Source organism: Streptomyces sp. NPDC018263, assembly GCF_055562575.1.
Genome location: NZ_JBVHFA010000007.1, coordinates 87,818 through 109,811, shown reverse-complemented (window position 1 = coordinate 109,811; position 21,994 = coordinate 87,818). Strand labels below are relative to the sequence as shown.

The following is a 21,994-nucleotide window of genomic DNA, read 5'->3' as shown; positions in this document are numbered from 1 at the left end:
GCCGGGCGCCGCATGGGTGGGTTGCGGGGGCGGCGCCCCACGACTGGGGCGAGCGCTGCGTGGCTGGGATGGCACTGCACGGCTGGGCTGGGCCCTACCTGCCAGGTCGAGGCGTTGCCTGCCGGGCCGAGGCGTTGCCTGCCGGGGAGGGGTGCTGCTTTGCCTGCGGCCGGGTGCCCCGGCCTGGTCGGGTGCTGTCTTGCCGGGCCGGCCGTGCCTGGGCCTGGAGCTGAGCGACCGAGGTGGGCGCTGCCGGCCGGAGGTGGGTGCTGCTTGGGTGGGTGGGGTGTCAGCCTGTCTTGCGGTCCCATTGGGGGCCCAGGCGGGACCACTCCGTGGCCCAGAGGGACAGGCGGTGGCGTTCCAGGTGGGTGAGGACGAGGCGGCCGGCGGCGTAGGGGGCGGCGGCCGCCGCGGTGCCGGTCAGGGTGCCGATGAAGGCGGCACGGACGGTGGCCTCGGTGGGGGTGGCGGGGCGGTTGGCGAGGCGATCGTGACCGTCGGTCCAGATGGCTACCGGGGCGCCCGTTGCCGCGCCCGGCGTGACGCGGACCTGTCCGGTGCGGGGTGAGCCGTCGGCTGCGGTCCAGCGGACCCGCGCCCAGACGCGTTCGCCGGTGGAGCTGCGGGCGCCGGAGCGGCCGGGAGCGTGCGCGACGACGTAGGCGACCATCGGGTGCGAGGCGGCCCGGTCGTGGGCGAGGTCGTGCTCGACCGCCCGCGCGGTGACGAGTCCCGCGACCGTCCCGGCCAGCAGGGTCAGCAGCCAGGCGCCCGCCAGTACCCACCCCTCCACCACGTCGGCACGGCGCCGCAGCGGATTCCTCCGCCATCGCCAGAGCCACCGACGCGGACCGCGGAACGTCCTCAAGGCCAGCCTCCTCCCGAGCGCACCGTAAGACCGGACCACCCTCCGATACGGACGCCCGGCGCCCGTTGCTCAGGGTCACTGTCAGTGGTGGGGTGCAGACTGGGCGGAGTCGGAAAATGCCGCGTCCGCCGACGCGGCACAGTGGACGCACAGTGGACAACGAAGTCCCGGAGGTGGTCGTCATGACCGAGGTACTGCTCGCCGTGGGAACCCGCAAGGGCCTGTTCATCGGCCGACGACGCGAAGGCGTCTGGGAGTTCGACGACGGCCCCCGCTTCAACGCCCAAGCGGTCTACGCGGTCGCCATCGACACACGCGGCGCCACCCCCCGGCTACTGGCCAGCGGCGACAGCTCGCACTGGGGCCCGTCGGTGTTCCACTCCGACGACCTGGGCCGCACCTGGTCCGAGCCGGCCCGACCCGCCGTCAAGTTCCCCAAGGACACGGGAGCCTCGCTGGAGCGGGTCTGGCAACTGCACCCGGCCGCCGCCGAGCCGGACGTCGTGTACGCGGGTACCGAACCGGCGGCGCTGTACCGCTCCGAGGACCGGGGCGAGAGCTTCGAGCTGGTGCGCCCGCTCTGGGAGCATCCGACCCGCTCGCAGTGGGTGCCGGGCGGCGGCGGGGAGGGACTGCACACCGTACTGACCGACGCCCGCGACCCGCGCGCGGTGACGGTGGCGGTCTCCACGGCCGGTGTGTTCCGCACGACGGACGGCGGCGAGAGCTGGACGCCGTCGAACTCCGGGGTGTCCGCGGTGTTCCTCCCCGATCCCGACCCGGAGTTCGGCCAGTGCGTGCACAAGGTCACCCGGGACGCGGACGACCCGGACCGCCTGTACCTCCAGAACCACTGGGGCGTCTACCGCAGTGACGACGCGGGCGCCCACTGGACCGACATCGGCGAGGGCCTGCCCTCGACCTTCGGCTTCGCCGTCGCCGCCCACCCGCACCGGGGCGGCACGGCCTACGTCTTCCCCATCAACGCCGACAGCGACCGTGTCCCCGCCGACCACCGCTGCCGCGTCTACCGCACCCCCGACGCCGGCAAGAGCTGGGAACCCCTCTCGCGGGGCCTCCCCCAGGACGACCACTACGGCACCGTCCTCCGCGACGCCCTCTGCACCGACGACGCGGACCCGGCGGGCGTCTACTTCGGCAACCGCAACGGCGAGGTGTTCGCCTCCGCGGACGACGGGGACACATGGCAGCAGTTGGCGTCACACCTGCCGGATGTGCTGTGCGTGCGGGCGGCGGTGGTGGGGTGAGGGGCGCGTCCGCTGCGGACGGAGGTCAGGCGTGAGCGAGCCCGGTGGGCCGGCGCGGGTACGCCGGCCCACCTCGCGGTGCCCTACGGCAGGCGCCAGTCCACCGGCTCCGCGCCCTGGCTGTTCAGCAGCTCGTTCGCCCGGCTGAACGGGCGGGAGCCGAAGAAGCCGCGGTCGGCGGACATGGGTGAGGGGTGGGCGGACTCGATGGCCGGGTAGTCGCCCAGGAGGGGGCGGAGGTTGCGGGCGTCGCGGCCCCAGAGGATGGAGACCAGGGGCTTGCCGCGGGCGGCAAGGGCACGGATGGCCTGCTCGGTGACCTCTTCCCAGCCCTTGCCGCGATGGGCGCCGGGCTTGCGGGGCGCGGTGGTGAGGGCCCTGTTGAGCAGCAGGACACCCTGGGCGGTCCACGGAGTCAGATCACCGTTGGAGGGCCGGGGCAGGCCCAGGTCGGTGTTCAGCTCCCGGTATATGTTCTCCAGACTGCCCGGCAGCGACCGCACCTCCGGCGCCACGGCGAAGCTCAGCCCGATCGCCATGCCGGGTGTCGGATACGGGTCCTGACCCACGATCAGCACCCGCACATCGTCGAAGGGCTGCTGGAAGGCCCGCAGGACGTTCGCCCCGGACGGCAGATAGGTCCGCCCCGCCGCCACCTCGGCACGCAGGAAGTCGCCCATGGCCGTGATGCGGTCGGCCACCGGGTCAAGGGCCTTCGCCCAGCCGGCCTCTACAAGTTCGTTCAACGGTCGTCGTGCCACGTCAAGTCACTCTACTGGCCACCACCGACATCACCCGAACGGCTGTGGACCGACCTCCGCGCACCCCCTCTCCCCCGCTACCCTGCCTCCGTCGCACGCGCTCCGGCGAGAAAGGGGAATCCCGTTGTTCCCGGACGGCAGCACCGCCCACCCACCCAACTCCGGCTTCCTCGCGGTCGACTCGGGGGGCTCGGGCCTGCGTGTGGCCGTGGGCGCGTACGGCGGAGCGGCACCCGCCGAGGGCAGGTCCGCCGGGCCGGTACGCACCGGGGAACGCGGCATCGACCCGGCCCATCTGCTGGAGCTGGTACTCCCGTTGGCCCGCACCCTCGCCGTCGAAGCCGAGGTGGACGACCTGACCACCGCCGTGATCGGCGCCGCCGGCCTCGCCACCCTCGGCGACGCCCTCCGCGCCGAACTGCCAAAGGCGCTGACCGGCACGCTGGGCGTGCGCACCGTGGCCCTCGCCGCCGACGCCGTCACCGCGTACATCGGTGCCCTCGGACCACGTCCGGGTGCCGTACTCGCGGCCGGCACCGGCCTGATCGCCATCGGTACCGACCTGACCACCTGGCGCCGGGCGGACGGCTGGGGGCACCTGCTGGGCGACTGCGGCGGCGGCGCCTGGATCGGACGGGCCGGTCTGGAGGCGGCGCTACGGGCGTACGACGGCCGCGCGGGCGGCTCCGTACCGCTGCTGGAACGCGCGCGGGAACGGTTCGGGGAGCCTCCGGAGCTGCCGGGCCTGATCTATCCCCGGCCCGATCGCGCGGCCCTGCTCGCCGCCTTCGCCCCGGACGTCGCCGCCTGCGCCCCGGACGACCCCGTCGCCACCGGCATCCTGCGCACCGCCGCCCGGCACATGGCCGAGTCGGTCGCCGCCGCGTGTCCGGCGTCCGGCATGCCCGAAGTGGCCTGCACCGGTGGCCTGTTGAACTTGGCCGACCCCCTCCTCACCTTTCTCCACGAGGAGTTGACCCGACAGATACCGCATGCCCGGCAGACCCTGGCCGAGGGCGATCCCCTGCACGGCTGCGTCCGGCTCGCCGTCGCGCTGGCGACGGGGGACGCCGTATGGCCCGAGGACCCGCACCTGCTGTATGTGAGCGGCGCCCACAAGAGAGCGACATAAAGGGAAATCCGCCCCACCGGGCCCTCAACTACCCAATAGGGGACCGGATCGGCCACCCCATGTACGCAACTCATCCGACAAAACCGGACGGATACCGCTCACCTGCACCCTCCCCGAACAGGGGCGCTCGGGAAACCAGTAACATGCGGCGCCATGAGCTCCCCCACTGGACCCGAGTCCGGCCTGCCAGTACGAATGCCGCGACCCCGCCAGCCCGGACGGCACCGCCGTCCGGAGCCGCTGGTGGCTCCCGAGGACGCGCCCGCGTTCGTCCTCGCGGTGCCCGGTGCGCCCAGCGCCGCCACGCGCAGCCTCGCCGAGGAGGTCGTGAGCATCGCCCGCTCCGAGCTGCCCGGCCTCGACGCGCGGATCGGTTACCTGGACGGGGACGACGACGAATTCCCGACCCTGAGCGCCATCCTGGCGCGCGCCGCCGAGGAGCGCACTGCCCGCCACGAGCAGGCCGTCGCCGCCGGTTCCGACGCCAAGGCGCCGGACGGCCCGGTGGCCGTGGTCGTGCCGCTGCTGGCCGGTCCCGACAACGCTCTGCTGCGGCAGACCCGCCAGGCCGTGATGGACAGCCGGGTCGCCGCCGAGCTGACCGATGTCCTCGGCCCGCACCCGCTGCTCGCGGAGGGGCTGCACGTGCGGCTGTCGGAGGCGGGCCTCGCCCGTGCCGACCGCGCCCGCCTCTTCACGGTGGCGACCGCGGCCGACGGCATCATCCTGGCGTCCGTGGGCGGCGAGGAGGCCGTGCAGGCCGCCGGCATCACCGGCATGCTGCTCGCCGCGCGCCTCGCCGTGCCGGTGATGGCCGCGGCGCTCGACCAGGAGGGCTCCATCGCCTCCATCGCCGAGCAGCTCCGCGCCTCGGGTTCCCAGCAGCTCGCGCTCGCGCCGTACCTGATCGGCCCGGAGATCGACACCGCGCTGCTGACGGCGGCCGCCGCCGAGGTCGACTGCGCCACCTCCGAGGCCCTCGGCGCCTACCCGGCCATCGGCAAGCTGGCCCTCGCCAAGTACACGGCCTCCCTGGGCATCGCCCAGCAGCCCCAGGGCGCCCCGGCCTTCTGACGGCCCCCGCACAAAGAAGGGCCCGCCCCGGCAACCCCGGAGCGGGCCCTTCGCGCTACGTCCACTTCCCGGCAAGCCTGAGTCCTACCAACCCAGGGGCGCGGGGAACCGCGCACTTAGCCACAGCGCACCAGCACTACTCAGCAAGCCCCGCCCAAGCCCACCCAGGGGCGCGGGGAACTGCGCGACAAGCCCCCACACACCCGCACCCTCAGGCCCCCACCAGCCGCCCCGCCCCCTCCGCCCCCCGCAACGGCTCCGCCAGATCAGCCAGGGCGCGCTCCAGCCCATGCATATGAACCAGCGCCGGCTCCACCGGAGCCTCACCGGGCCGGTGCAAGGGCTCGGAGCGACCCTCCGTGAGCGCCTCCGCCGCCGCCTCCACACGCCAGCAGGCAGCCGCCAGCCGAGCGTCATGAGAAGCCTCGGGATCAGCCGCGACGGCAACCAGCCCCCGAACCTCCCGCGCACACTCGTCCAGAAGCATCAGCACCCGCCGAGCCCGCCTCTTCCGCCCCACCAGCGGATTCAACGGATGCACCAGCGGCGCGACAGACATCCGCACCCGCCCGAGCAACTGCTCCAGCTCGGCCACGAGCGGACCGGGATCAGCCGTGGCCGACCCCGCGAGCCGAGCCGCGGCCTCAGCGGTGCACGCGTGCACGCACCGCAACGCCCGCTGAATCCACGCATCGGTGGTGGCGTGCGTGGTCACCGGCAGCACGAACAGCACAGCCAGCATCGCCCCCACCGCCCCGACCGCCGTCTCGGCCACCCGCAGCGCCAGCAGCGCGGGCGTGAGCACCCCGAGCAGCCCGTAGAGCACCTCGGCCAGCAGAGTCACCCAGAGCATCATCCAGGTGTAGGAAACGGCGGCGGAGTAGAAGATCCCGAACACCGCGACCGCGACCAGCACCACGGACGGTACGACCGCACCGTCCACCGGCAGCGCCACCAGCAGCCCGAGCCCGATCCCGAGCACCGTCCCGAGAACGCGCCGGAACCCCCGTACCAGCGTCTCCCCGCGCGAGGCGGTGTTGACGAAGACCCACCAGGTCGCGCCGACGGCCCAGTACCAGCGCTGCCCGGAGAGCACCTGCCCGAGGACCAGCGCGAATCCGGCGCCGGCGACCGCCTGCGCGGCCTGCCGGGTGGTCACGCGGGCCAGCCCGGTGCCCGCCGGAGGGACGGGCGCCGTGGGTACGGGGAGCCCACGCTCGTAGCACCAGACCCCGAAGCGCACCGCGGCGGCGGTGAGCACGGACAGCAGGACGGCGGCGTACCGCTCGGGCAGTTGCGCCGGGGTGACGTGCAGGAACTGCCCGACGAAGAACATCATGAAGGCGAACACCCCGAGGCTGTGCCCGCGCGGCCCCCACCGGCGCGCGTACACGCCCGCGCCGACGACCGTGAGAAACGCGAGGTCACGCGCGACCGGGTAGGCGTGCAGCTCGGCGGCGACGGCCAGCACCAGGACGCCGACTCCGGGGAGAAGCGCCGTGGTGACGCCCTGCCCGCGCACGGTGGCGTCGGCGACGGTGAACAGGGCGAGCAGCGCGGCGAGCCCGCCCGCGACCATGCCGGTCAAGGACTGCCCCGCGAGCCCGCACACGACGACGGCCAGCCCGATCCCGAGCACGGCCCGCGCGGCGAAGCGCAGCCGCACCCGCCCCGGGTCCGGCGCCATGAACACCTTCTTCAGCACTGCTCGTCCGCTCCCCTGGTGGCCGTTCGCACGAAAAAGGCGCCGCGGAATCCGCAGCGCCATCGACACCCCTATGACAGCACCTCAGGTCCGTTTGGCTCAACTGTCTCCTTTTTCACTGGGCCATTGGTCCAGGGAGGCCGAGCCACGACAGTGGTCCCACGGACCAACGGACCAGGTCGCACGGCATGTGCCCACGGGGAGACACTGAGCCATTGGTACAGTCACCGCTGGTCGAAGAACCGCGAGGAGGCCGGAACGCGATGGCCGTGGACGAGCTGGACACCCGCATCCTGCGCCTGCTGCTGGAGCAGCCGCGCACCAGCGTGCGCGAGTACGCCCGTCTCCTCGGCATCGCCCGGGGCACCCTCCAGGCCCGGCTGGACCGGATGGAGCGGGACGGCGTGATCACGGGCACCGGCCCCTCCCTCTCCCCCGCCGCCCTCGGCCACCCCGTGCTGGCGTTCGTGCACATCGAGGTCACGCAGGGCCACATGGACGACGTCGGGGAGGCGCTGGCGGCCGTTCCGGAGATCGTCGAGGCGTTCTCCACCACCGGCGGCGGGGACCTGCTGGCGCGCGTGGTGGGCCGGGACAACGCCCATCTGGAGGACGTGATCCAGAAGCTGATCAGCGTGCCCGGTGTGGTGCGCACCCGGACCGAGGTGGCCCTGCGGGAGCGGGTGCCGTACCGGCTGCTGCCCCTGGTGGAGTCGGTGGGCCGGTCGGCGGCCAGGCCCTGACCGGCCGCGCGGGCCGGTTGCCCGTGGTGCGGAGGTGATCGCCGCTGCATAGCGTGAGTCCATGACTACAGTCCAGACCCGCCCTGCCGCCGCCGGTGACCGACGGCGGTGGCAGGCGCTCGCGGTCTGTCTCGTGGCGGGCTTCATGACGCTGCTCGACAGCTCGATCGTGAACGTCGCGCTGCCCTCGATGGAACGCGGCCTCGGCGCCGACGCGGCCGACGTGTCCTGGGTGGTGTCGGGCTACGCGCTCACCTTCGGCCTCGCCCTGGTCCCGGCGGGCCGGCTCGGTGACGTGCGCGGGCGGCGGGCGGCGTTCCTGTTCGGGCTCGCGCTGTTCACCCTCGCCTCGGTGGCGTGCGGGCTGGCGCCCAGTTCCGGCTGGCTGGTGGTGTTCCGGCTGGTGCAGGGCGCGGCCTCGGGCATCGTGGCGCCGCAGACGACGGGGCTGATCCAGCAGATGTTCCAGGGCGCCGAGCGGGCGCGCGCGTTCGGCATGCTGGGCAGCGTGGTCGGGATCTCCACGGCGGTCGGCCCCCCGGCGGGCGGCCTGCTGATCCAGGCGTTCGGCGTCGACGACGGCTGGCGCTGGGTGTTCTACGTCAACCTGCCCATCGGCGTGGCCGCGTTCTGCGCGGCCCTGCGGTTGCTGCCGCGCACCCCGGTCGCGGAGAAGCGGCGCGAGGGCGCGGACCTGACGGGCGTCCTGCTGCTCGGCGCGGGCATGCTGGCGCTGATGCTGCCCCTGGTGCAGGAGCAGCAGTGGACGGGCCGCGCGAAGTGGGCCCTGATGCCGGTGGCCGCGCTGCTGCTGGCGGCGTTCTGGCAGTGGGAGCGGCGCCAGGGCCGGCGCGGAAACGATCCGCTGGTCGACCTGGAGCTGTTCTCCCTGCGCTCCTTCACCCTGGGCGTGCTGCTGAACCTGGTGTACTTCGGCGGCTTCACCACGGTGTTCTTCGTGTACACGCTGTACTTGCAGAACGGCCTCGGCTACGGGGCGCTCGCGGCGGGGCTGGCCTCGCTGCCGTTCGCCATCGGTTCGGCGGCCGGGGCGGCGCTGGGCGGTCGGCTGGTGGTGCGGCACGGGCGGAAACTGGTGGTCGTCGGGCTGGTCGGGGTGGCGGTGGGCCTGCTCGCCGTGATCGGCGCCGTCCAGCTCGTCCAGGGGCCCGGCGCGGCGTGGGCGGCGGCGCTGCCGCTGCTGCTCGCGGGGGTGGGTTCCGGGGTGACGATCTCCCCCAACACCACGCTGACCCTGACCCGCGTCCCCGTACGCCGGGCCGGGGCGGCGGGCGGCATCCTGGTGACGGCCCAGCGCATCGGCTCGGCGGCCGGTATCGCGGCCGTGGGCGCGGTGTACTTCGCCCACCTGGCCAACCACGGCACCTCCACCCGGGCGCTGCAACTGGGCCTGCTCACGGCGGTCGGGATCATCCTGGTCGCGCTCGTGCTGGCCATCGCCGACCTGCGGGAACGCCAGGCGCACCCGGAGCCGCCGATGGGTGGGGGCCCGGCGCCGGAGCCGGTGGAACGCACGCCGTCGAAGGCGTGAGCGCCCGGCCTGCGGCTACTTGCGGCGCGGCTTCCCCGGACGGCCGCCGGAGCGCCCGCGCACGGGCCGCCCGGTGGGCTTGCCGCCCTTCTGCCGGGCGGCGCCCTGTGCGGGCTTCTTCTTCTCCTGCTTGGCCGCCGGGGGCGTCGCGCGGCCGCGGGTGCTGTTGACGGTGCGGCCGCGGACGATGCCGATGAAGTCGTCCACCCGGTCGGTGGTGGCCTCCTCGGGCCAGGCCAGGGCGATCTGGGACTGCGGGGCGTCGACGACCGTGCGGTAGGTGAGGTCCTTGCGGTGGTAGAGGCGCGCCAGCGACTGCGGGACGATCAGCAGGCCGACGTTGGCCGCGACCAACTCCAGGGCGTCCGGGGTGGTGGCGGGCCGCTCGAAGCCGGGTTCGCCGGGCGGGGCGTCCCAGTCGAAGACGTCGTCCAGCGGGTGGAAGAGCACCTCGTCGGCGAGGTCGGCGAGCGTGACCTCCTCGGCCGCGGTGATCACGTGGTCCTTGGGGACGACGACCACCGTGTCCTCGGTGTACAGCGGGATCGCGCTGAAGAAGTCGCGGTCGACGGGCAGCCGTACGAAGCCCGCGTCCGCCTCCCCCGCGCGCAGCAGGGCGTCCGCCTCGGCGGCGGGGACCTGGGTGAGGACGAGGGGGGTGCCGGGCAGGCGCTCGTTCCAGATCCGCACCCATTTGGCGGGCGTCACTCCGGGGACGTACGCGAGCCGGAACGACGGTGATTCTTCCGAGCCTGTCACCAGGCCAGGCTACCGGCCGTGGTCGGCTGCCACGCACACGGCCGATACCCTTGACCTCATGAGTTCGCAGCAGAGCCCCCAGACGATGAAGCCCGCCACCGCGGCGAAGAAGCTGGGTGTGTACCTCCCCGCCACGCCCGCCGCCTTCCAGGAGGGTGTGGTCTCGCGCGCCGAGCTGAACGAGCTCCAGACGAACCCGCCCGAGTGGCTGCGCGAGCTGCGTCAGAACGGTCCCCATCCCCGCCCGGTGGTCGCGGCCCGCCTCGGCGTCTCCATCGCGGGCCTGGCCCGCGGCGGCGTCACCGAGCCCCTGACCACCGCGCAGATCGAGGACCTCCGTGAGGAGAGCCCCGAGTGGCTGGAGAAGGAGCGCGCCACCCAGGCCGAGGTCCGCAAGGAGGCCGCGCGCATCAAGAAGCTGCAGGAGAAGAAGGAAGCCAAGGAGAGCTGACGCTCCCACACCGACGACGCGGCCGCGCCCCCGGGTGCGGCCGCGTCGTTTTATTGCGTCGACAATCCCCCGCCGCCCCGGCAGAGTGGCCGCCCGTGACGAGCAGCGAGCTGTGGGACCGTGCCAGTGCCGAGCGCTACGACGCCGAGGAGACGGAGATGTCCTCGGCGGCGGTGCTCGGGCCGACCCTCGATTTCCTCGCCGGGCTTGCCGGGGAGGGGCGGGCGCTGGAGTTCGCCGTCGGGACGGGGCGGGTGGCGGTGCCGTTGCGCGAGCGGGGGGTGCCGGTGGCGGGGATCGAGTACTCCGCGCACATGGCGGCGGTGCTGCGCCGAAAGGTGGACGAGGAGACCCTGCCGGTCACGCTGGGGGACATGGCCACGACGGTCGTGCCGGGCGAGTTCAGCCTGGTCTACCTCGTCTACAACACGATCTCCAATCTGCTCACACAGGACGAGCAGGTGGAGTGCTTCCGTAACGCCGCCCGGCATCTGGCGCCCGGTGGCCGGTTCGTCATCGAGCTGGGGGTGCCTCCGCTGCGGCTGCTTCCGCCCACACAGGTGGCGGTGCCGTTCGATGTGTCGGCGCACCACATCGGCTTCGACACCTTCGACCTGGTGGACCAGATCCTCGTCTCGCACCACCTCACACAGGACGGCGAGGACGGCCGGTACCGCCGCGGCGCGTCCCGCCACCGCTACGCCTGGCCGGCCGAGCTGGACCTGATGGCGCGCATCGCCGGCCTGGACCTGGAGCGACGGGTGGCGGACTGGTCCGGGACCCCGTTCACGGACGCCTCGACCAACCACATCTCGGTCTGGCGCAAGCCGCTCTGATCGGGCCACCGGTACTTCCCCACCGTGGTCCACTCCTGATAGACGCAGGAGGCATGACACGACTCTCCCGCGCCGCACGCGGTGTCATCACCGCCGTAGCCGCCCTGCTGACCGTCACCGCCGCCTCCGCCACGGCCCGTGCCACGCCCGAACACAAGGCGCCGAAGGACTTCGTGGCCCTGAGCACGGTGGACCCGACGATCATCCAGGAGATGCGCTACTTCACCCGGCACAACTTCGTCGGCGAGCGCATCGACGGCTACCGGCAGCCGGTCTGCATCCTCACCCGCCCGGCCGCCGAGGCCCTGCACCAGGCACAGCGCCAACTCCTGCGCCACGGTTACAGCCTGAAGGTGTACGACTGTTACCGGCCGCAGCGCGCCGTCGACCACTTCGTCCGCTGGGCCGAGGATCTGGACGACGAGACCATGAAGGCCGAGTTCTACCCGAAGGTCGACAAGACCCGGCTCTTCGCCGACGGCTACATCGCGGAGAAGTCGGGCCACAGCCGGGGCTCGACCATGGACCTGACGGTCGTCCGGCTTCCGGCGCGGCCGACCCGCCCGTACACTCCCGGCCGGCCCCTCGTCCCCTGTTACGCCCCCCAGCAGCAGCGTTTCCCCGACAACTCCCTGGACATGGGCACCGGCTTCGACTGCTTCGACCCGCTCGCCCACACCCTCAACCCGCGCATCCAGGGCCAACAGCGGGCCAACCGGCTGCTGTTGAAGGGCACTCTGGAGAAGCTCGGCTTCGTGAACCTGGCCGAGGAGTGGTGGCACTACACCTACCGGCCGGAGCCGTACCCGAACACGTACTTCGACTTCCCGGTGGCCTGGAAGTCGCTGTCGGCCAAACGCTGACCCTCCGCCGCCGCGAAACGGACCGACCGAGCCCCGGAGCGCGGCCCGTTTCGCGGCGGCGGACAATGGGCTCCACGGGAGACTTCAGTGAAGGGGAAGCGTGACCGAGACCAGCAGCACCCCGTCCACCGCCGGTGACGCGCACGAGGCGCCGCGCGGCCGACTGCAACGCCTGATGCGCTACCTCCCCCTGGTCGCCCCGGTCCTGCTGTGGGCCGTGCCGTGCGGGGTGCTTCTGTACACCGGCCAGCGCTGGCCGCTCCCGGTGACGCTGACCGGCACCGCGCTGTTCGTCCTCGGGCTGATCGGCATGCCGCTGGCGATGGCGCGCGGCCACGGCCGACGCCAGCAGGACTGGGCGGCGATCATCGGGGACACGCTGCTGGGGAGCGCGTGGGTGCTGTTCGTCTGGTCCGTCCTGCTCGGCATCCTGCTGCGGCTCGCCCTGACCGTGGCCGGGGTGGGTGACGGACAGGACCGGGCGCGCATCGTCACCTGGGCCGTCCTCGGGGTGACCGCCGCGCTGCTCGCCTGGGGGTACACCGAGGCCCGGCGCGTGCCGCGCGTACGCCGGCTCGACGTGGAACTCCCGCGCCTGGGCGCCGGGTTGGACGGCACCCGGGTCGTCCTGATCACCGACACCCACTACGGCCCGCTCGACCGCGCCCGCTGGTCGGAACGGGTCTGCGAGACGGTGAACACCCTGGAGGCCGACCTGGTCTGCCACACCGGCGACATCGCGGACGGCACGGCCGAACGCCGCCGCGCGCAGGCCGCCCCGCTGGGCACCGTGGAGGCGACTCGGGCCCGCGTCTACGTCACCGGCAACCACGAGTACTACAGCGAGGCCCAGGGCTGGGTCGACCTGATGGACGAGCTGGGCTGGGAGCCGCTGCGCAACCGCCATGTGCTGCTGGAGCGCGGCGGTGACACCCTCGTGGTGGCGGGCGTGGACGACGTGACGGCCGAGTCCTCCGGCCTGCCGGGCCACCGCGCGAACCTCGCCGACGCCCTCGACGGCGCCGATCCCGGCCTTCCCGTCCTTCTCCTCGCCCACCAGCCCAAGTTCATCGACCGCGCGGCGGCCCACGGCATCGACCTCCAGCTTTCCGGCCACACCCACGGCGGCCAGATCTGGCCCTTCCACCACCTGGTCCGCCTGGACCAGCCCGCCCTCGCCGGCCTCACCCACCACGGCCCCCGCACCCTGCTCTACACCAGCAGGGGAACGGGCTTCTGGGGGCCGCCGTTCCGGGTCTTCGCCCCGAGCGAGATCACGTTGCTCGTACTCCGCTCGGCGTCCTAGGGCGGGGGTCAGCCGGTTTTCGGCGGCTTCCGCGTGTCGAAGGCGAAGAGCGTGTTGTGCGCCGCGGCCCCGATCAGCGCACGTCCCGCGACGATGACGCGCGGACTCGCCCCCTGTTCACCGGTCAGGCCATCGGCCTGCGGCCCCGTCGTCCACAGGGGCGTGCCGTCGCGCGGCGACAGGGCGACGACCCGGCCGGTGGCCGAGCTGAAGTACAGCGCCCCGCCGCCCGCCACCGGACCCGACGCGCCCTCCACGTCCGTCTGACGCGACCACCGGCTCCGGCCGGTCGAGGGATCGATGGCCGTGACCAGGCCGGTCTGCCCGCTCACATAGACGGTGCCGTCCGCCATGCCCGGTGTCCCCGCGTACGTCCTGGCCAGCCGGGAGTACGTGACCTTGCGCGAGGCCGGGTCGACCCGCGCCACCCCGTCGTACCCGTCCCACGCGACTCCGTCCAAGCGCTCCCGGAGGAGTACGAGCCTGCCGCCCGCGACGTCCATCGGCACGGCGGGCCCGTCGACCGCGATGGGGCCGCCCAGCCTGCCCGAGGCCCGGTCGACCTCGTACAGGGTGGGGTGGAGCACCGCCACGGCATTGACCTCCTCGTCCGTCGCGCACATCGCGAAGAGCCGCGGGCCGGCCGGGACGGGAGCGCACTGCGCGCCGGCGGGGAACGGCGTCGCCCACAGGACCGCACCGCTGTGCGCGCTCCGGGCCTCCAAGCGGGAGTTGGCGCCGTCGACCATCACGACGGCGGAGCCGACCACGACGGCGTCCCGGGTCCGGCCGGTGACGGCCTGCGACTGCGCGCCTGACGGCGCGGACCACAGCTCCCGGCCCGTCCTGGCGTCGACGGCCACCACCTCGGTGAGAGGGGACTTGGGGTCGTCCTGCGCGGCGATGCGGTAGCCGAGGACCGTGTCGTCCGTCGCGCCCACCAGGTGCATGCCCTGGGCGGGGACACCCGGACTCTTCACCGTCCACACCCGCGAGCCGTCGCGGACCCGCAGACGGGCAGCGACGACACCACCGCCACCGCAGTACACCGCGTCGCCGCGCGCGACACAGCGCAGTTCGTCCGGGATGTCCTCGCGGCCGCCCAGCACGACCCCGCGCCAGGGCTTGAAACCGTCCGGAAGGGGGGCTCCCGCTGCCACGACGGCCTTGCCCTGGTCGCCGTCGCTCCCGGAGCGGACCGCGTCCAGCGCGGCGACGGCCCCGCCGATCGCCGCCACCGCGACGGCGGCCGCGAGCGCGGGCCGCCATCGCAGACGGCGACTGCTTGTCACGGCGGGACCGGCAGGGGTGTCCGGCGTCAGGGCGAGGTGCTGGGTGACCATGTCACCGGGCCGCCCCGAGCCGATTCCGTCCGCCTCGGTCCCGCCGAGGTCGACCGGCAGGTTCCGCAGCAGCACGAGGAGTTCGTCCGAAGAGGGGCGCTCCCCCGGCTCCTTGGCCAGGCAGGGCTCGACGACCGCGCGCAGCGCCTCCGGCACGGCCCCGAGCGACGGCTCCTCGTGCACCACCTGATACGCCATCAGGTAAGGGCTGTCGGCCCCGAAGGGCCCGCTGCCCGTCGCCGCGTACACCAGCAGGGTGCCCAGCGAGAAGACGTCCGACCGGGGCCCCACGTGGCGCGGTGACTGCAACTGCTCCGGCGACATGAACGGCGGCGTGCCGATGATCCGCCCGGTCATCGTGAGCGTCTCCTGGTCCGCGGCACGCGAGATGCCGAAGTCGATGACGCGCGGACCCTCGGGCGAGAGGACGACGTTGGAGGGCTTCAGGTCGCGGTGGACGACACCGGCCCGGTGGATGTCGCGCAGCGCCTCCGCCAGCCCGATGGCGAGGTTCCGCAGCTTCGCCCCGCTCAGTGGGCCCTCTGCCGCGCAGTGCTGGGCGAGCGTGCGCCCTTCGATGTAGGCCGTCGCCATCCACGGCTGCTCGGCCTCGGGATCGGCGTCGACCACGGCGGCGGTGAACGCACCGCTCACCCGCCGCGCGGCCGCCACCTCCTGCCGGAAGCGGGTCCGGAACTCGTCGTCCTCCGCGAAGTGGCGGTGGATCAGCTTGACGGCGACCGCCCGCCCCGAAGCCGTACGGGCCAGGTAGACCGTGCCCATGCCTCCCGAGCCGAGCCGCGCCTCCAGGGGATAACCGCCGATCTCGGCCGGATCACCCGCGCGCAGCGACACCGCTCCCGACTTCCCGCTCTCCACGTGCACCTCTGCCCCAGGACCTGCCCACCTGACCCGCCCAAGCTAACCGCACGGCAGTCGGGCACGGCGACACGGGTGGCTGGACCTGACGGTTCGTGTTGCCCAACTCCCGGCGGACGTCGCGGCTCCGGAGCGCGTCGGCGCCGTCGACGGGGAGCGCGGGGCGGGGGCGCCGGCCGGCGCTCCGCAGGGGTGGCCGAAGGAACGGCGAACGGCGAGGCCGTGGCTGCCGGCCGTGCCGACGTACTGGCCGAGGAGCGGGCGTCGGGGCGCGGACTCCCGGGAACCGGCTCGGTCCGGGTCGGCGGGGCCGTGGAGCTGCCCGCCGGGAGCGGAGCGAGGGGGACCCCCGGGGGACGGGGCCCTGCGACGCGCCGCGCAGGAAGGGTACGGCGAGCAGGGCGGCGACCGCGCAGCCCGCAGCGGCCACGACTGCGGTGCGCAGCATGCGGCGCCGGGCCGCGCCACGGCGGATCTCCGCGTACCGGCCGGGCGGAGGTGCGAGGTGTTCGCGCGGCAGCCGCACGGTGCCGTCCTGCGCCGGCCCGAGCCGCATGATCGGGGGTGTCGACGCCGATACCGGGAATCCGCAGTCGCACCGCGACCGAACGGCGTTGCGTGGCCGACGTCTTGGACGGATCTGCGGAGGGCCGGGGGTGTCAGATGCGTGCCGCCGGAGCGAGCGGCGGATGCCCCGTCGTGGCCGCCACAGCTCACTAGCAGCGCGCCCGCCGCCGCGGTGACGAACGTGCGCTTGGAGAGGCGGGGCACACCCCGGTCGCCCCTCGGCGTCGTACGAGGAAGACCGCCGCGACACCCACCGCGAGCGCGCCGGCTGAACTGCCGCCGATCAACCGCACTTCGCTCAGTTCCCTGCCTGTGCACCTGTGATGGGGGAGGAAGGCGGCACCATCTGCGTCGGCTGCCTCCGCGGGAGCCGCCGACGATCGTCGGCTGTCAGCCCGGCAGGGTCTCGCGCAGCAGTGCGGCGGCGCCGGGCCAGTCGATTCCGTCGAGCAGCGCGGGAACGTCGGCGCCGCAGTCGGCCAGCTTGGCGGCGAACTCATCGCCCGTGGGCGGCAGTTCCGGTGCTCCCGGTGGAACCGCGAGGGTCGCCCGCCGCTCCGTCCCGTCGGCCAGTGTGAGGGTGACCGTCGTCTCGCCGACGAGCAGACCGCTGCCGCCTGCCTGGGTATCGGTCCGGACGAGTCGTGTCAGGCGCTGAGCCTGCGCGCGCCGGACGCTGTCGTCGGTGAAGGACGCGAACCCGGGGTGCCCGTCGAGCAGAGCGGTGGCGACGGCGTACTCCAGGCTGAACTTGCCCTGGAGCCCGGTGGTCGGCTCGTGGTGGATCAGTGGGTGGACTGCGGCCGCGGGCGTGTGGACCGTGACGGACGCGATGTCCTCCGGATCGGGCGCACCCTCGGTGAGCAGTCGCCGCACGGCGCCGATGGGCCGCTGCATGGCGTAGCAGCAGGGGAAGATCTTCACCGCGAGCCCGCCGGGAACGGCTTCTGGGCCGGGCTCGCGCAGCAGCGCCGCCAGAGCCGTGGGATCACCTCCCACGAGCACCAACCAGGCGTCCAGCGCGGACGGGTCGGCCTGCGCCCCCGCGGCCGCGAGGCGTGCGGCCCGGACACCTGCCTCGGCGGCGAACCCGACCTGCAGGGATTTGGTGTCGGTGCCGAAGGCCCGCTGGACGCCTCCTGCGGCCGGGAGGGCCAGACACAGGGCTCGGGTGAGGCCGTCCGTATCCAGCCCGAGCGCCAGCCCGGCCCCGATGGCGGCGGCGGGGGCGCCGGCGGTGCAGGTGGCGTGCCAGCCCGCCGCGTAGTGGTTCCAGCCGAGCGCCGTGCCCAGCCGGGCCATGACACCCGCTGCCGCCAGATACGCGCGGGCGTCGCCGCCGGTGGCAAGGACGGCGGGGACGCAGACGACGCTGATGTGCGTCGTGGAGGGAAGGTGCAGGTCGTCGAAGTCCAGGACGTGGCCGACGGCCGCCCACCGGGCCGCGTCGGGCAGCCCCGCGGCCAGAGTGGCCATCGGCTGCGAACGCGCGGCCAGCGTGACGGCGAGCGTGTCCTTCAGTTGGCGTTCGGCCAGTGCCAGGTCGGCAGGCCCCGGCTGGAGCCCATGGGCCCAGGCGGCAAGCTCTTCGGCGAGATAGGGCACGGCGGACTCCCGGATTCCGTTCGAGCGCTCGACAAGTAATTGCCCGTCGAGCGCCGGCGACATCGCCCTTCTGGACAGAGCGGCACGCCACATCGTAACTTAACGATCGTTCGAATTCTTTGGAACTTGGAGCCCTCATGTCCGATGCGGTTCTGACGGACTTCACCGGCGGCGTCGCGGTGATCACGATCAACCGGCCGGAGGCACGCAACGCTCTCGACCGGGAGGTGGCGCTCGGCGTCGCTGCCGCCCTCGACGAGTTGGAGGCCCGCGACGACCTCGTCGTCGGGATCATCACGGGCGCGGGCGGCACCTTCTGCTCGGGCATGGACCTCAAGGCGTTCCTGCGCGGCGAGAGCCCGAGCATTCCCGGCCGGGGCCTGGTCGGGCTGACCCAGGCGCCGCCGTCCAAGCCGCTGATCGCCGCGGTCGAGGGCCACGCGCTGGCCGGCGGCTGCGAGATCGCGCTCGCCTGTGACCTCGTCGTCGCCGCCGGCACCGCTCGCTTCGGCATCCCCGAGGTCAAGCGGGGCCTGGTGGCAGCAGCGGGAGGGCTGTTGCGACTGCCACAGCGGATCCCTTACCAGGTGGCGCTCGAGTACGCGCTGACCGGCGAGTTCCTCGGCGCTCCGCGGGCCCACGAGTTGGGCCTGGTCAACCGTCTCACCGGCACCGGCGACGCGCTGGCCGGAGCCCGCGCGCTGGCCGACTCCATCGCCGCCAACGGGCCGCTCGCCGTCCGGGCGACCAAGCGGATCGTCGCCGAGGCCGCCTCCTGGCCGTCCGAGGAGGTCTGGGACCGCCAACGGGCCATCGCCGAAACGGTGTTCGCGTCCGAGGACGCGACGGAAGGCGCTCGCGCCTTCGCCGAGAAGCGCCGGGCCCGCTGGACCGGGCGATGAGCACGGCACGCGGTCCCCTGTCCGGCGTCCGCGTTCTGGAGCTCGGCGGCATCGGGCCGGCCCCGTTCTGCGGGATGCTGCTCGGTGATCTGGGCGCCGAGGTGATCCGCGTCGACCGGCCTGCCGACGCGGGGTCGGTGACCCGCCACCCCACGCTGCACCGCAACCGGAGCTCGATCGCGGTGGACCTGAAGAACCCGCAAGGGGCGGCCACTGTCCTCGCCCTCGCGAAAAGCGTCGACGCGGTGATCGAGGGGTTCCGCCCCGGGGTCACCGAGCGCCTGGGGCTCGGGCCACAGGACTTCCACTCGATCAACCCAGCACTGGTGTACGGCCGGATGACCGGCTGGGGTCAGGACGGACCGCTGGCCCGGGAACCCGGACACGACATCAACTACATCGCCCTGAGCGGAGCCCTGCACGCCGTCGGCCCGGCAGGGGGCGACCCGGTGCCGCCGGTCAATCTCGTCGGCGACTTCGGCGGCGGCGGCATGCTGCTGGCGCTGGGCGTCCTCGGCGCTCTGGTGCACGCACGGGCGACCGGAGCCGGCCAGGTCGTCGACGCCGCGATGACGGACGGCTCGGCACTCCTGCTCGCCATGACCTACGGGTTCCTCGGCCAGGGCCGCTGGCAGGACCGCCCCGGCGTCAACCTGCTCGACGGCGGCGCACCGTTCTACGGCGTGTACCGGTGCGCCGACGACCGGCACGTCGCCGTCGGCGCGATCGAGCCCCAGTTCTACGCCGCGCTGCTGCGGGGCCTCGGACTCGCCGAGGACCCGGACTTCAGCGAGCAGCACGACAGGTGCGCGTGGCCCGCCATGCGCAAGCGATTGGAGGCCACGTTCGCCACCCGGACCCGCGACGAGTGGGCCCATGCCTTCGACGGTCAGGGCGCCTGTGTCACCCCGGTGCTGTCGCTCACGGAGGCACCGGACCATCCGCACAACCAGGCCCGGCGCACCTACACCACCGACATCGACGGCTCGGTCCAGCCCGCACCCGCGCCCCGCTACAGCCGAACTCCCCTGGCGACGCCGAAGGCCGCGCCGCTGATCGGCGCCGACACCCGCGCGACGCTGCTTCGCCACGGCTTCCACGATGACGACGTCGACGCACTCATCCGTCTCGGCGTCCTGGCCTGACCCCCGACCCTCCCCCGACGACCGACGAATGTGAGGACGCCGTGCTGCGCACCGTCTACAACGAGGACCACGAGGCATTCCGGGCTACCGTCCGGGACTTCATCGAGAAGGAGGTCGTCCCGGTTTTCCACGAGTGGGAGCAGCTCGGCCACCCTCCGCGCGACTTCTACCGCAGGCTCGGCGATCTCGGCGTGCTGGGCATCGAGGTGCCCGAGGAGTTCGGCGGGGCCGGCGAGACCAGCTACAAGTTCCAGGCCGTGGTGATGGAGGAGCTGGCCCGCGCGGCCGTGTCCTTCGGCAACTACTCCGTCCACGCCAACCTGATCCTCCCGTACCTGATGAGCTACGCGAACGAGGAACAGCGGCGCCGCTGGCTCCCCGGTTTCGCCAGCGGGGACATCATGACGGCCATCGCGATGACCGAGCCGGGCACCGGTTCGGACCTCGCTGGCATGACGACCCGCGCGGAACTGTCCTCGGGCGGCAGCCACTACGTGCTCAACGGCGCGAAGACCTTCATCACCGGCGGGGCGCTGGCCGACCTGGTGCTGGTGGTGTGCCGCACCTCGCCGGCCACCCCGGAGGACCGGCGGGCCGGGCTGTCGATCCTGTGCGTGGAGTCGGCGTCGCCCGGCTTCGAGGTGGGCCGCGAGCTGCAGAAGATCGGCCTGAAGACCTCCGACACGGCCGAGCTGTCCTTCACCGACGTCAAGGTGCCGGTGGAGAACCTCCTCGGTGAGGAGGGCGAGGGCTTCTCCTACCTGTCGCACAACCTGGCGCGCGAGCGCCTGACCATCGCCATCGGTGTGACCGCGGCCGCGGCCGCCGCGGTCCGGTTCGCGACCGACTACGTGAAGCAGCGCACGGTCTTCGGTAAACCGGTGGCCTCCTTTCAGAACACCAAGTTCGTGCTGGCCGAGTGCGCCGCGGAGCTGGAGGCGGCGCAGGTCCTGGTCGACCGGGCGCTGGAGCTGCACGACGCCGGGCAGTTGGCCATCGCCGACGCCGCCAAGGCAAAGCTCTTCTGCACCGAGACCGCGGGCCGGATCATCGACAAGTGCCTGCAGTTGCACGGCGGATACGGCTACATCACCGAGTATCCGATCGCCCGCCTGTACGCCGACACCCGGGTCTCGCGGATCTACGGCGGCACGAGCGAGGTGATGAAAACGATCATCGCGAAGGACCTCGGCCTGTAGACACGAGTCAGGCAACCAGACACGAGTCAGGTAACTTTTCGATCGTTCGTTCAGTTTGAAGAGGCGCGCAGCCACGGCTGCCGCCGCGTGTGCATCGTCCGCCCGCCGCATGCCCCTGCCCTCGACGAGGAGCCCCAGGTGTCCGAGACCGCCCCGCCCTACGCGCAGATCGCCTATTCCGTGGCCGACCGGATCGCGACGCTCACACTGAACCGGCCCGCCGCCCGCAACGGTTACACCCGACAGATGGCCGACGAGCTCGCGCACGCCCTGCGCCTCGCGAACGCCGACGCCGAGGTGCGCGTCGTGGTGCTGACGGGTGCCGGGGACGTGTTCTGTGTCGGCGCCGACCTGGGCGGCGGGCCGGGCCAGGGCAGAGGTTTCCGCACCGACACGGACGAGGAGACCCTGTCCGCCGTCGCGAACGGCACCTATCAGGAGCCGGCCGGCCGCGTCACCCGGGAACTGTTCGCGCTCGACAAGCCGGTCATCGCCGCCGTGCGAGGCGCGGCGGTCGGGGTCGGCTCGACGATGTTGCTGCCGTGCGACTACCGGCTGGCCGCCCATGGCACCAAGTTCGGCTTCCCCTTCACGCGGCGCGGCATCGTGGCCGAGGGGGGCTCCGCCTGGTTCCTGCCACGCCTGGTGGGGATGGGCCGCGCGATGGACTGGCTGGTCTCCGGACGCACCGTCAGCGCCGATGAGGCGCTGGCCTCGGGGCTGGTCCACAGCCTCCACGAGCCGGAGCGACTCCTGGACGCCGCCTACGCCCTGGCAGCGGAGCTGGTCTCTCGCACGGCGCCCGTCGCGGTGGCGATCACCCGGCAGCTCGTACTGCGGATGGCCTTCGCCGAGTCGCCCGAGCAGGTCCACCGACTCGACTCGCGCCTGGTCTTCGACCTGGTGCGGGGCAAGGACGCGGGGGAAGGCGTGCGCTCGTTCTTCGAGCGACGCGAGCCCGACTTCCCCGGCCAGGTGCCGCACGACCTGCCCGACTACCTGCCCTGGCGGGACTGACGCCGAAGGCGGCACC

The 21,994-nt window shown here is 73.1% G+C and carries 19 protein-coding genes; 13 read left to right on the top strand and 6 right to left on the bottom strand.

From position 1 onward, the window contains the following. Positions 1–289: 289 nt before the first annotated feature. Positions 290–871, bottom strand: coding sequence for an Rv1733c family protein (locus ACZ3HQ_RS20980; protein WP_467512979.1), 582 nt, complete (start codon positions 869–871; stop codon positions 290–292). A 182-nt stretch (positions 872–1,053) separates the two neighbouring features. Between ACZ3HQ_RS20980 and ACZ3HQ_RS20975 the strand changes: the two genes are divergently transcribed. Next, positions 1,054–2,139: a WD40/YVTN/BNR-like repeat-containing protein gene (locus ACZ3HQ_RS20975; protein WP_467512977.1), complete on the top strand. Its 1,086-nt coding sequence runs from the start codon at positions 1,054–1,056 to the stop codon at positions 2,137–2,139. Positions 2,140–2,222: 83 nt separating this feature from the next. On the opposite strand, the gene ACZ3HQ_RS20970 is transcribed toward ACZ3HQ_RS20975, so the two are convergent. After that, positions 2,223–2,900, bottom strand: coding sequence for a uracil-DNA glycosylase (locus ACZ3HQ_RS20970; RefSeq protein ID WP_467512975.1), 678 nt, complete (start codon positions 2,898–2,900; stop codon positions 2,223–2,225). A 124-nt stretch (positions 2,901–3,024) separates the two neighbouring features. Here ACZ3HQ_RS20970 and ACZ3HQ_RS20965 point away from each other — a divergent pair, with 124 nt between their 5' ends. Together ACZ3HQ_RS20965 and ACZ3HQ_RS20960 are read left to right on the top strand one after the other, a co-directional pair. Beyond that, complete coding sequence (locus ACZ3HQ_RS20965; protein ID WP_467512973.1) at positions 3,025–4,032, top strand: N-acetylglucosamine kinase; 1,008 nt, start codon at positions 3,025–3,027, stop codon at positions 4,030–4,032. Between the two features lie 153 nt (positions 4,033–4,185). After that, complete coding sequence (locus ACZ3HQ_RS20960) at positions 4,186–5,106, top strand: sirohydrochlorin chelatase (RefSeq protein WP_130335512.1); 921 nt, start codon at positions 4,186–4,188, stop codon at positions 5,104–5,106. 211 nt (positions 5,107–5,317) lie between these two features. Here the strand turns inward: ACZ3HQ_RS20960 and ACZ3HQ_RS20955 are convergent, their stop codons facing one another. After that, positions 5,318–6,811, bottom strand: a complete 1,494-nt coding sequence (locus ACZ3HQ_RS20955; protein ID WP_467512972.1) for an FUSC family protein — start codon at positions 6,809–6,811, stop codon at positions 5,318–5,320. 263 nt (positions 6,812–7,074) lie between these two features. Between ACZ3HQ_RS20955 and ACZ3HQ_RS20950 the strand changes: the two genes are divergently transcribed. Continuing rightward, a complete protein-coding gene (locus tag ACZ3HQ_RS20950) occupies positions 7,075–7,554 on the top strand; it encodes an Lrp/AsnC family transcriptional regulator (RefSeq protein WP_350906218.1) in 480 nt (159 codons plus the stop codon). A gap of 61 nt (positions 7,555–7,615) precedes the next feature. Continuing rightward, the gene (locus ACZ3HQ_RS20945) at positions 7,616–9,106 is read left to right on the top strand and encodes an MFS transporter (protein WP_467512969.1); all 1,491 of its coding nucleotides are present in this window, start codon (positions 7,616–7,618) and stop codon (positions 9,104–9,106) included. A 15-nt stretch (positions 9,107–9,121) separates the two neighbouring features. On the opposite strand, the gene ACZ3HQ_RS20940 is transcribed toward ACZ3HQ_RS20945, so the two are convergent. Next, positions 9,122–9,865 (bottom strand): LysR family substrate-binding domain-containing protein, encoded by a 744-nt coding sequence (locus ACZ3HQ_RS20940; protein ID WP_467512967.1) that lies wholly within the window; start codon positions 9,863–9,865, stop codon positions 9,122–9,124. 58 nt (positions 9,866–9,923) lie between these two features. Here ACZ3HQ_RS20940 and ACZ3HQ_RS20935 point away from each other — a divergent pair, with 58 nt between their 5' ends. The 4 genes from ACZ3HQ_RS20935 (at position 9,924) to ACZ3HQ_RS20920 (ending at position 13,321) form a co-directional block, all read left to right on the top strand. Next, positions 9,924–10,316, top strand: a complete 393-nt coding sequence (locus ACZ3HQ_RS20935; RefSeq protein WP_467512965.1) for a DUF5997 family protein — start codon at positions 9,924–9,926, stop codon at positions 10,314–10,316. A gap of 95 nt (positions 10,317–10,411) precedes the next feature. Next, the gene (locus tag ACZ3HQ_RS20930; RefSeq protein WP_467512964.1) at positions 10,412–11,152 is read left to right on the top strand and encodes a class I SAM-dependent DNA methyltransferase; all 741 of its coding nucleotides are present in this window, start codon (positions 10,412–10,414) and stop codon (positions 11,150–11,152) included. A 53-nt stretch (positions 11,153–11,205) separates the two neighbouring features. Beyond that, positions 11,206–12,015, top strand: a complete 810-nt coding sequence (locus ACZ3HQ_RS20925) for a M15 family metallopeptidase (RefSeq protein ID WP_467512962.1) — start codon at positions 11,206–11,208, stop codon at positions 12,013–12,015. Between the two features lie 100 nt (positions 12,016–12,115). Further along, positions 12,116–13,321, top strand: coding sequence for a metallophosphoesterase (locus ACZ3HQ_RS20920; protein ID WP_467512961.1), 1,206 nt, complete (start codon positions 12,116–12,118; stop codon positions 13,319–13,321). A gap of 8 nt (positions 13,322–13,329) precedes the next feature. Here the strand turns inward: ACZ3HQ_RS20920 and ACZ3HQ_RS20915 are convergent, their stop codons facing one another. Both ACZ3HQ_RS20915 and ACZ3HQ_RS20910 read right to left on the bottom strand, forming a co-directional pair. Further along, positions 13,330–15,519, bottom strand: coding sequence for a serine/threonine-protein kinase (locus ACZ3HQ_RS20915; RefSeq protein ID WP_467513542.1), 2,190 nt, complete (start codon positions 15,517–15,519; stop codon positions 13,330–13,332). Positions 15,520–16,500: 981 nt separating this feature from the next. Next, the gene (locus ACZ3HQ_RS20910) at positions 16,501–17,778 is read right to left on the bottom strand and encodes an MmgE/PrpD family protein (protein WP_467512960.1); all 1,278 of its coding nucleotides are present in this window, start codon (positions 17,776–17,778) and stop codon (positions 16,501–16,503) included. Between the two features lie 74 nt (positions 17,779–17,852). On the opposite strand from ACZ3HQ_RS20910, the gene ACZ3HQ_RS20905 reads away from it, so the two are divergent. From ACZ3HQ_RS20905 to ACZ3HQ_RS20890, 4 genes are all read left to right on the top strand, one after another. Then, a complete protein-coding gene (locus ACZ3HQ_RS20905; protein WP_467512958.1) occupies positions 17,853–18,617 on the top strand; it encodes a crotonase/enoyl-CoA hydratase family protein in 765 nt (254 codons plus the stop codon). Continuing rightward, a complete protein-coding gene (locus ACZ3HQ_RS20900; protein ID WP_467512957.1) occupies positions 18,614–19,762 on the top strand; it encodes a CaiB/BaiF CoA transferase family protein in 1,149 nt (382 codons plus the stop codon). The genes ACZ3HQ_RS20905 and ACZ3HQ_RS20900 overlap by 4 nt, the downstream gene beginning before the upstream one ends. 41 nt (positions 19,763–19,803) lie before the next feature. After that, the gene (locus ACZ3HQ_RS20895; protein ID WP_467512956.1) at positions 19,804–20,961 is read left to right on the top strand and encodes an acyl-CoA dehydrogenase family protein; all 1,158 of its coding nucleotides are present in this window, start codon (positions 19,804–19,806) and stop codon (positions 20,959–20,961) included. Between the two features lie 138 nt (positions 20,962–21,099). Then, entirely contained in the window at positions 21,100–21,978 is an 879-nt protein-coding gene (locus ACZ3HQ_RS20890; protein WP_467512954.1) for an enoyl-CoA hydratase-related protein, read from the top strand. The last annotated feature ends 16 nt before the right edge of the window (positions 21,979–21,994 follow it).

What these genes read in the sequence shown, in the direction of transcription:
- ACZ3HQ_RS20905 (WP_467512958.1), top strand. Translation starts at nt 17,853, where the DNA reads ATGTCCGATGCGGTTCTGACGGACTTCACCGGCGGCGTCGCGGTGATC.
- ACZ3HQ_RS20900 (WP_467512957.1), top strand. Translation starts at nt 18,614, where the DNA reads ATGAGCACGGCACGCGGTCCCCTGTCCGGCGTCCGCGTTCTGGAGCTC.
- ACZ3HQ_RS20910 (WP_467512960.1), bottom strand. Translation starts at nt 17,778, where the DNA reads ATGTCGCCGGCGCTCGACGGGCAATTACTTGTCGAGCGCTCGAACGGA.
- ACZ3HQ_RS20975 (WP_467512977.1), top strand. Translation starts at nt 1,054, where the DNA reads ATGACCGAGGTACTGCTCGCCGTGGGAACCCGCAAGGGCCTGTTCATC.
- ACZ3HQ_RS20960 (WP_130335512.1), top strand. Translation starts at nt 4,186, where the DNA reads ATGAGCTCCCCCACTGGACCCGAGTCCGGCCTGCCAGTACGAATGCCG.
- ACZ3HQ_RS20945 (WP_467512969.1), top strand. Translation starts at nt 7,616, where the DNA reads ATGACTACAGTCCAGACCCGCCCTGCCGCCGCCGGTGACCGACGGCGG.
- ACZ3HQ_RS20950 (WP_350906218.1), top strand. Translation starts at nt 7,075, where the DNA reads ATGGCCGTGGACGAGCTGGACACCCGCATCCTGCGCCTGCTGCTGGAG.
- ACZ3HQ_RS20925 (WP_467512962.1), top strand. Translation starts at nt 11,206, where the DNA reads ATGACACGACTCTCCCGCGCCGCACGCGGTGTCATCACCGCCGTAGCC.
- ACZ3HQ_RS20935 (WP_467512965.1), top strand. Translation starts at nt 9,924, where the DNA reads ATGAGTTCGCAGCAGAGCCCCCAGACGATGAAGCCCGCCACCGCGGCG.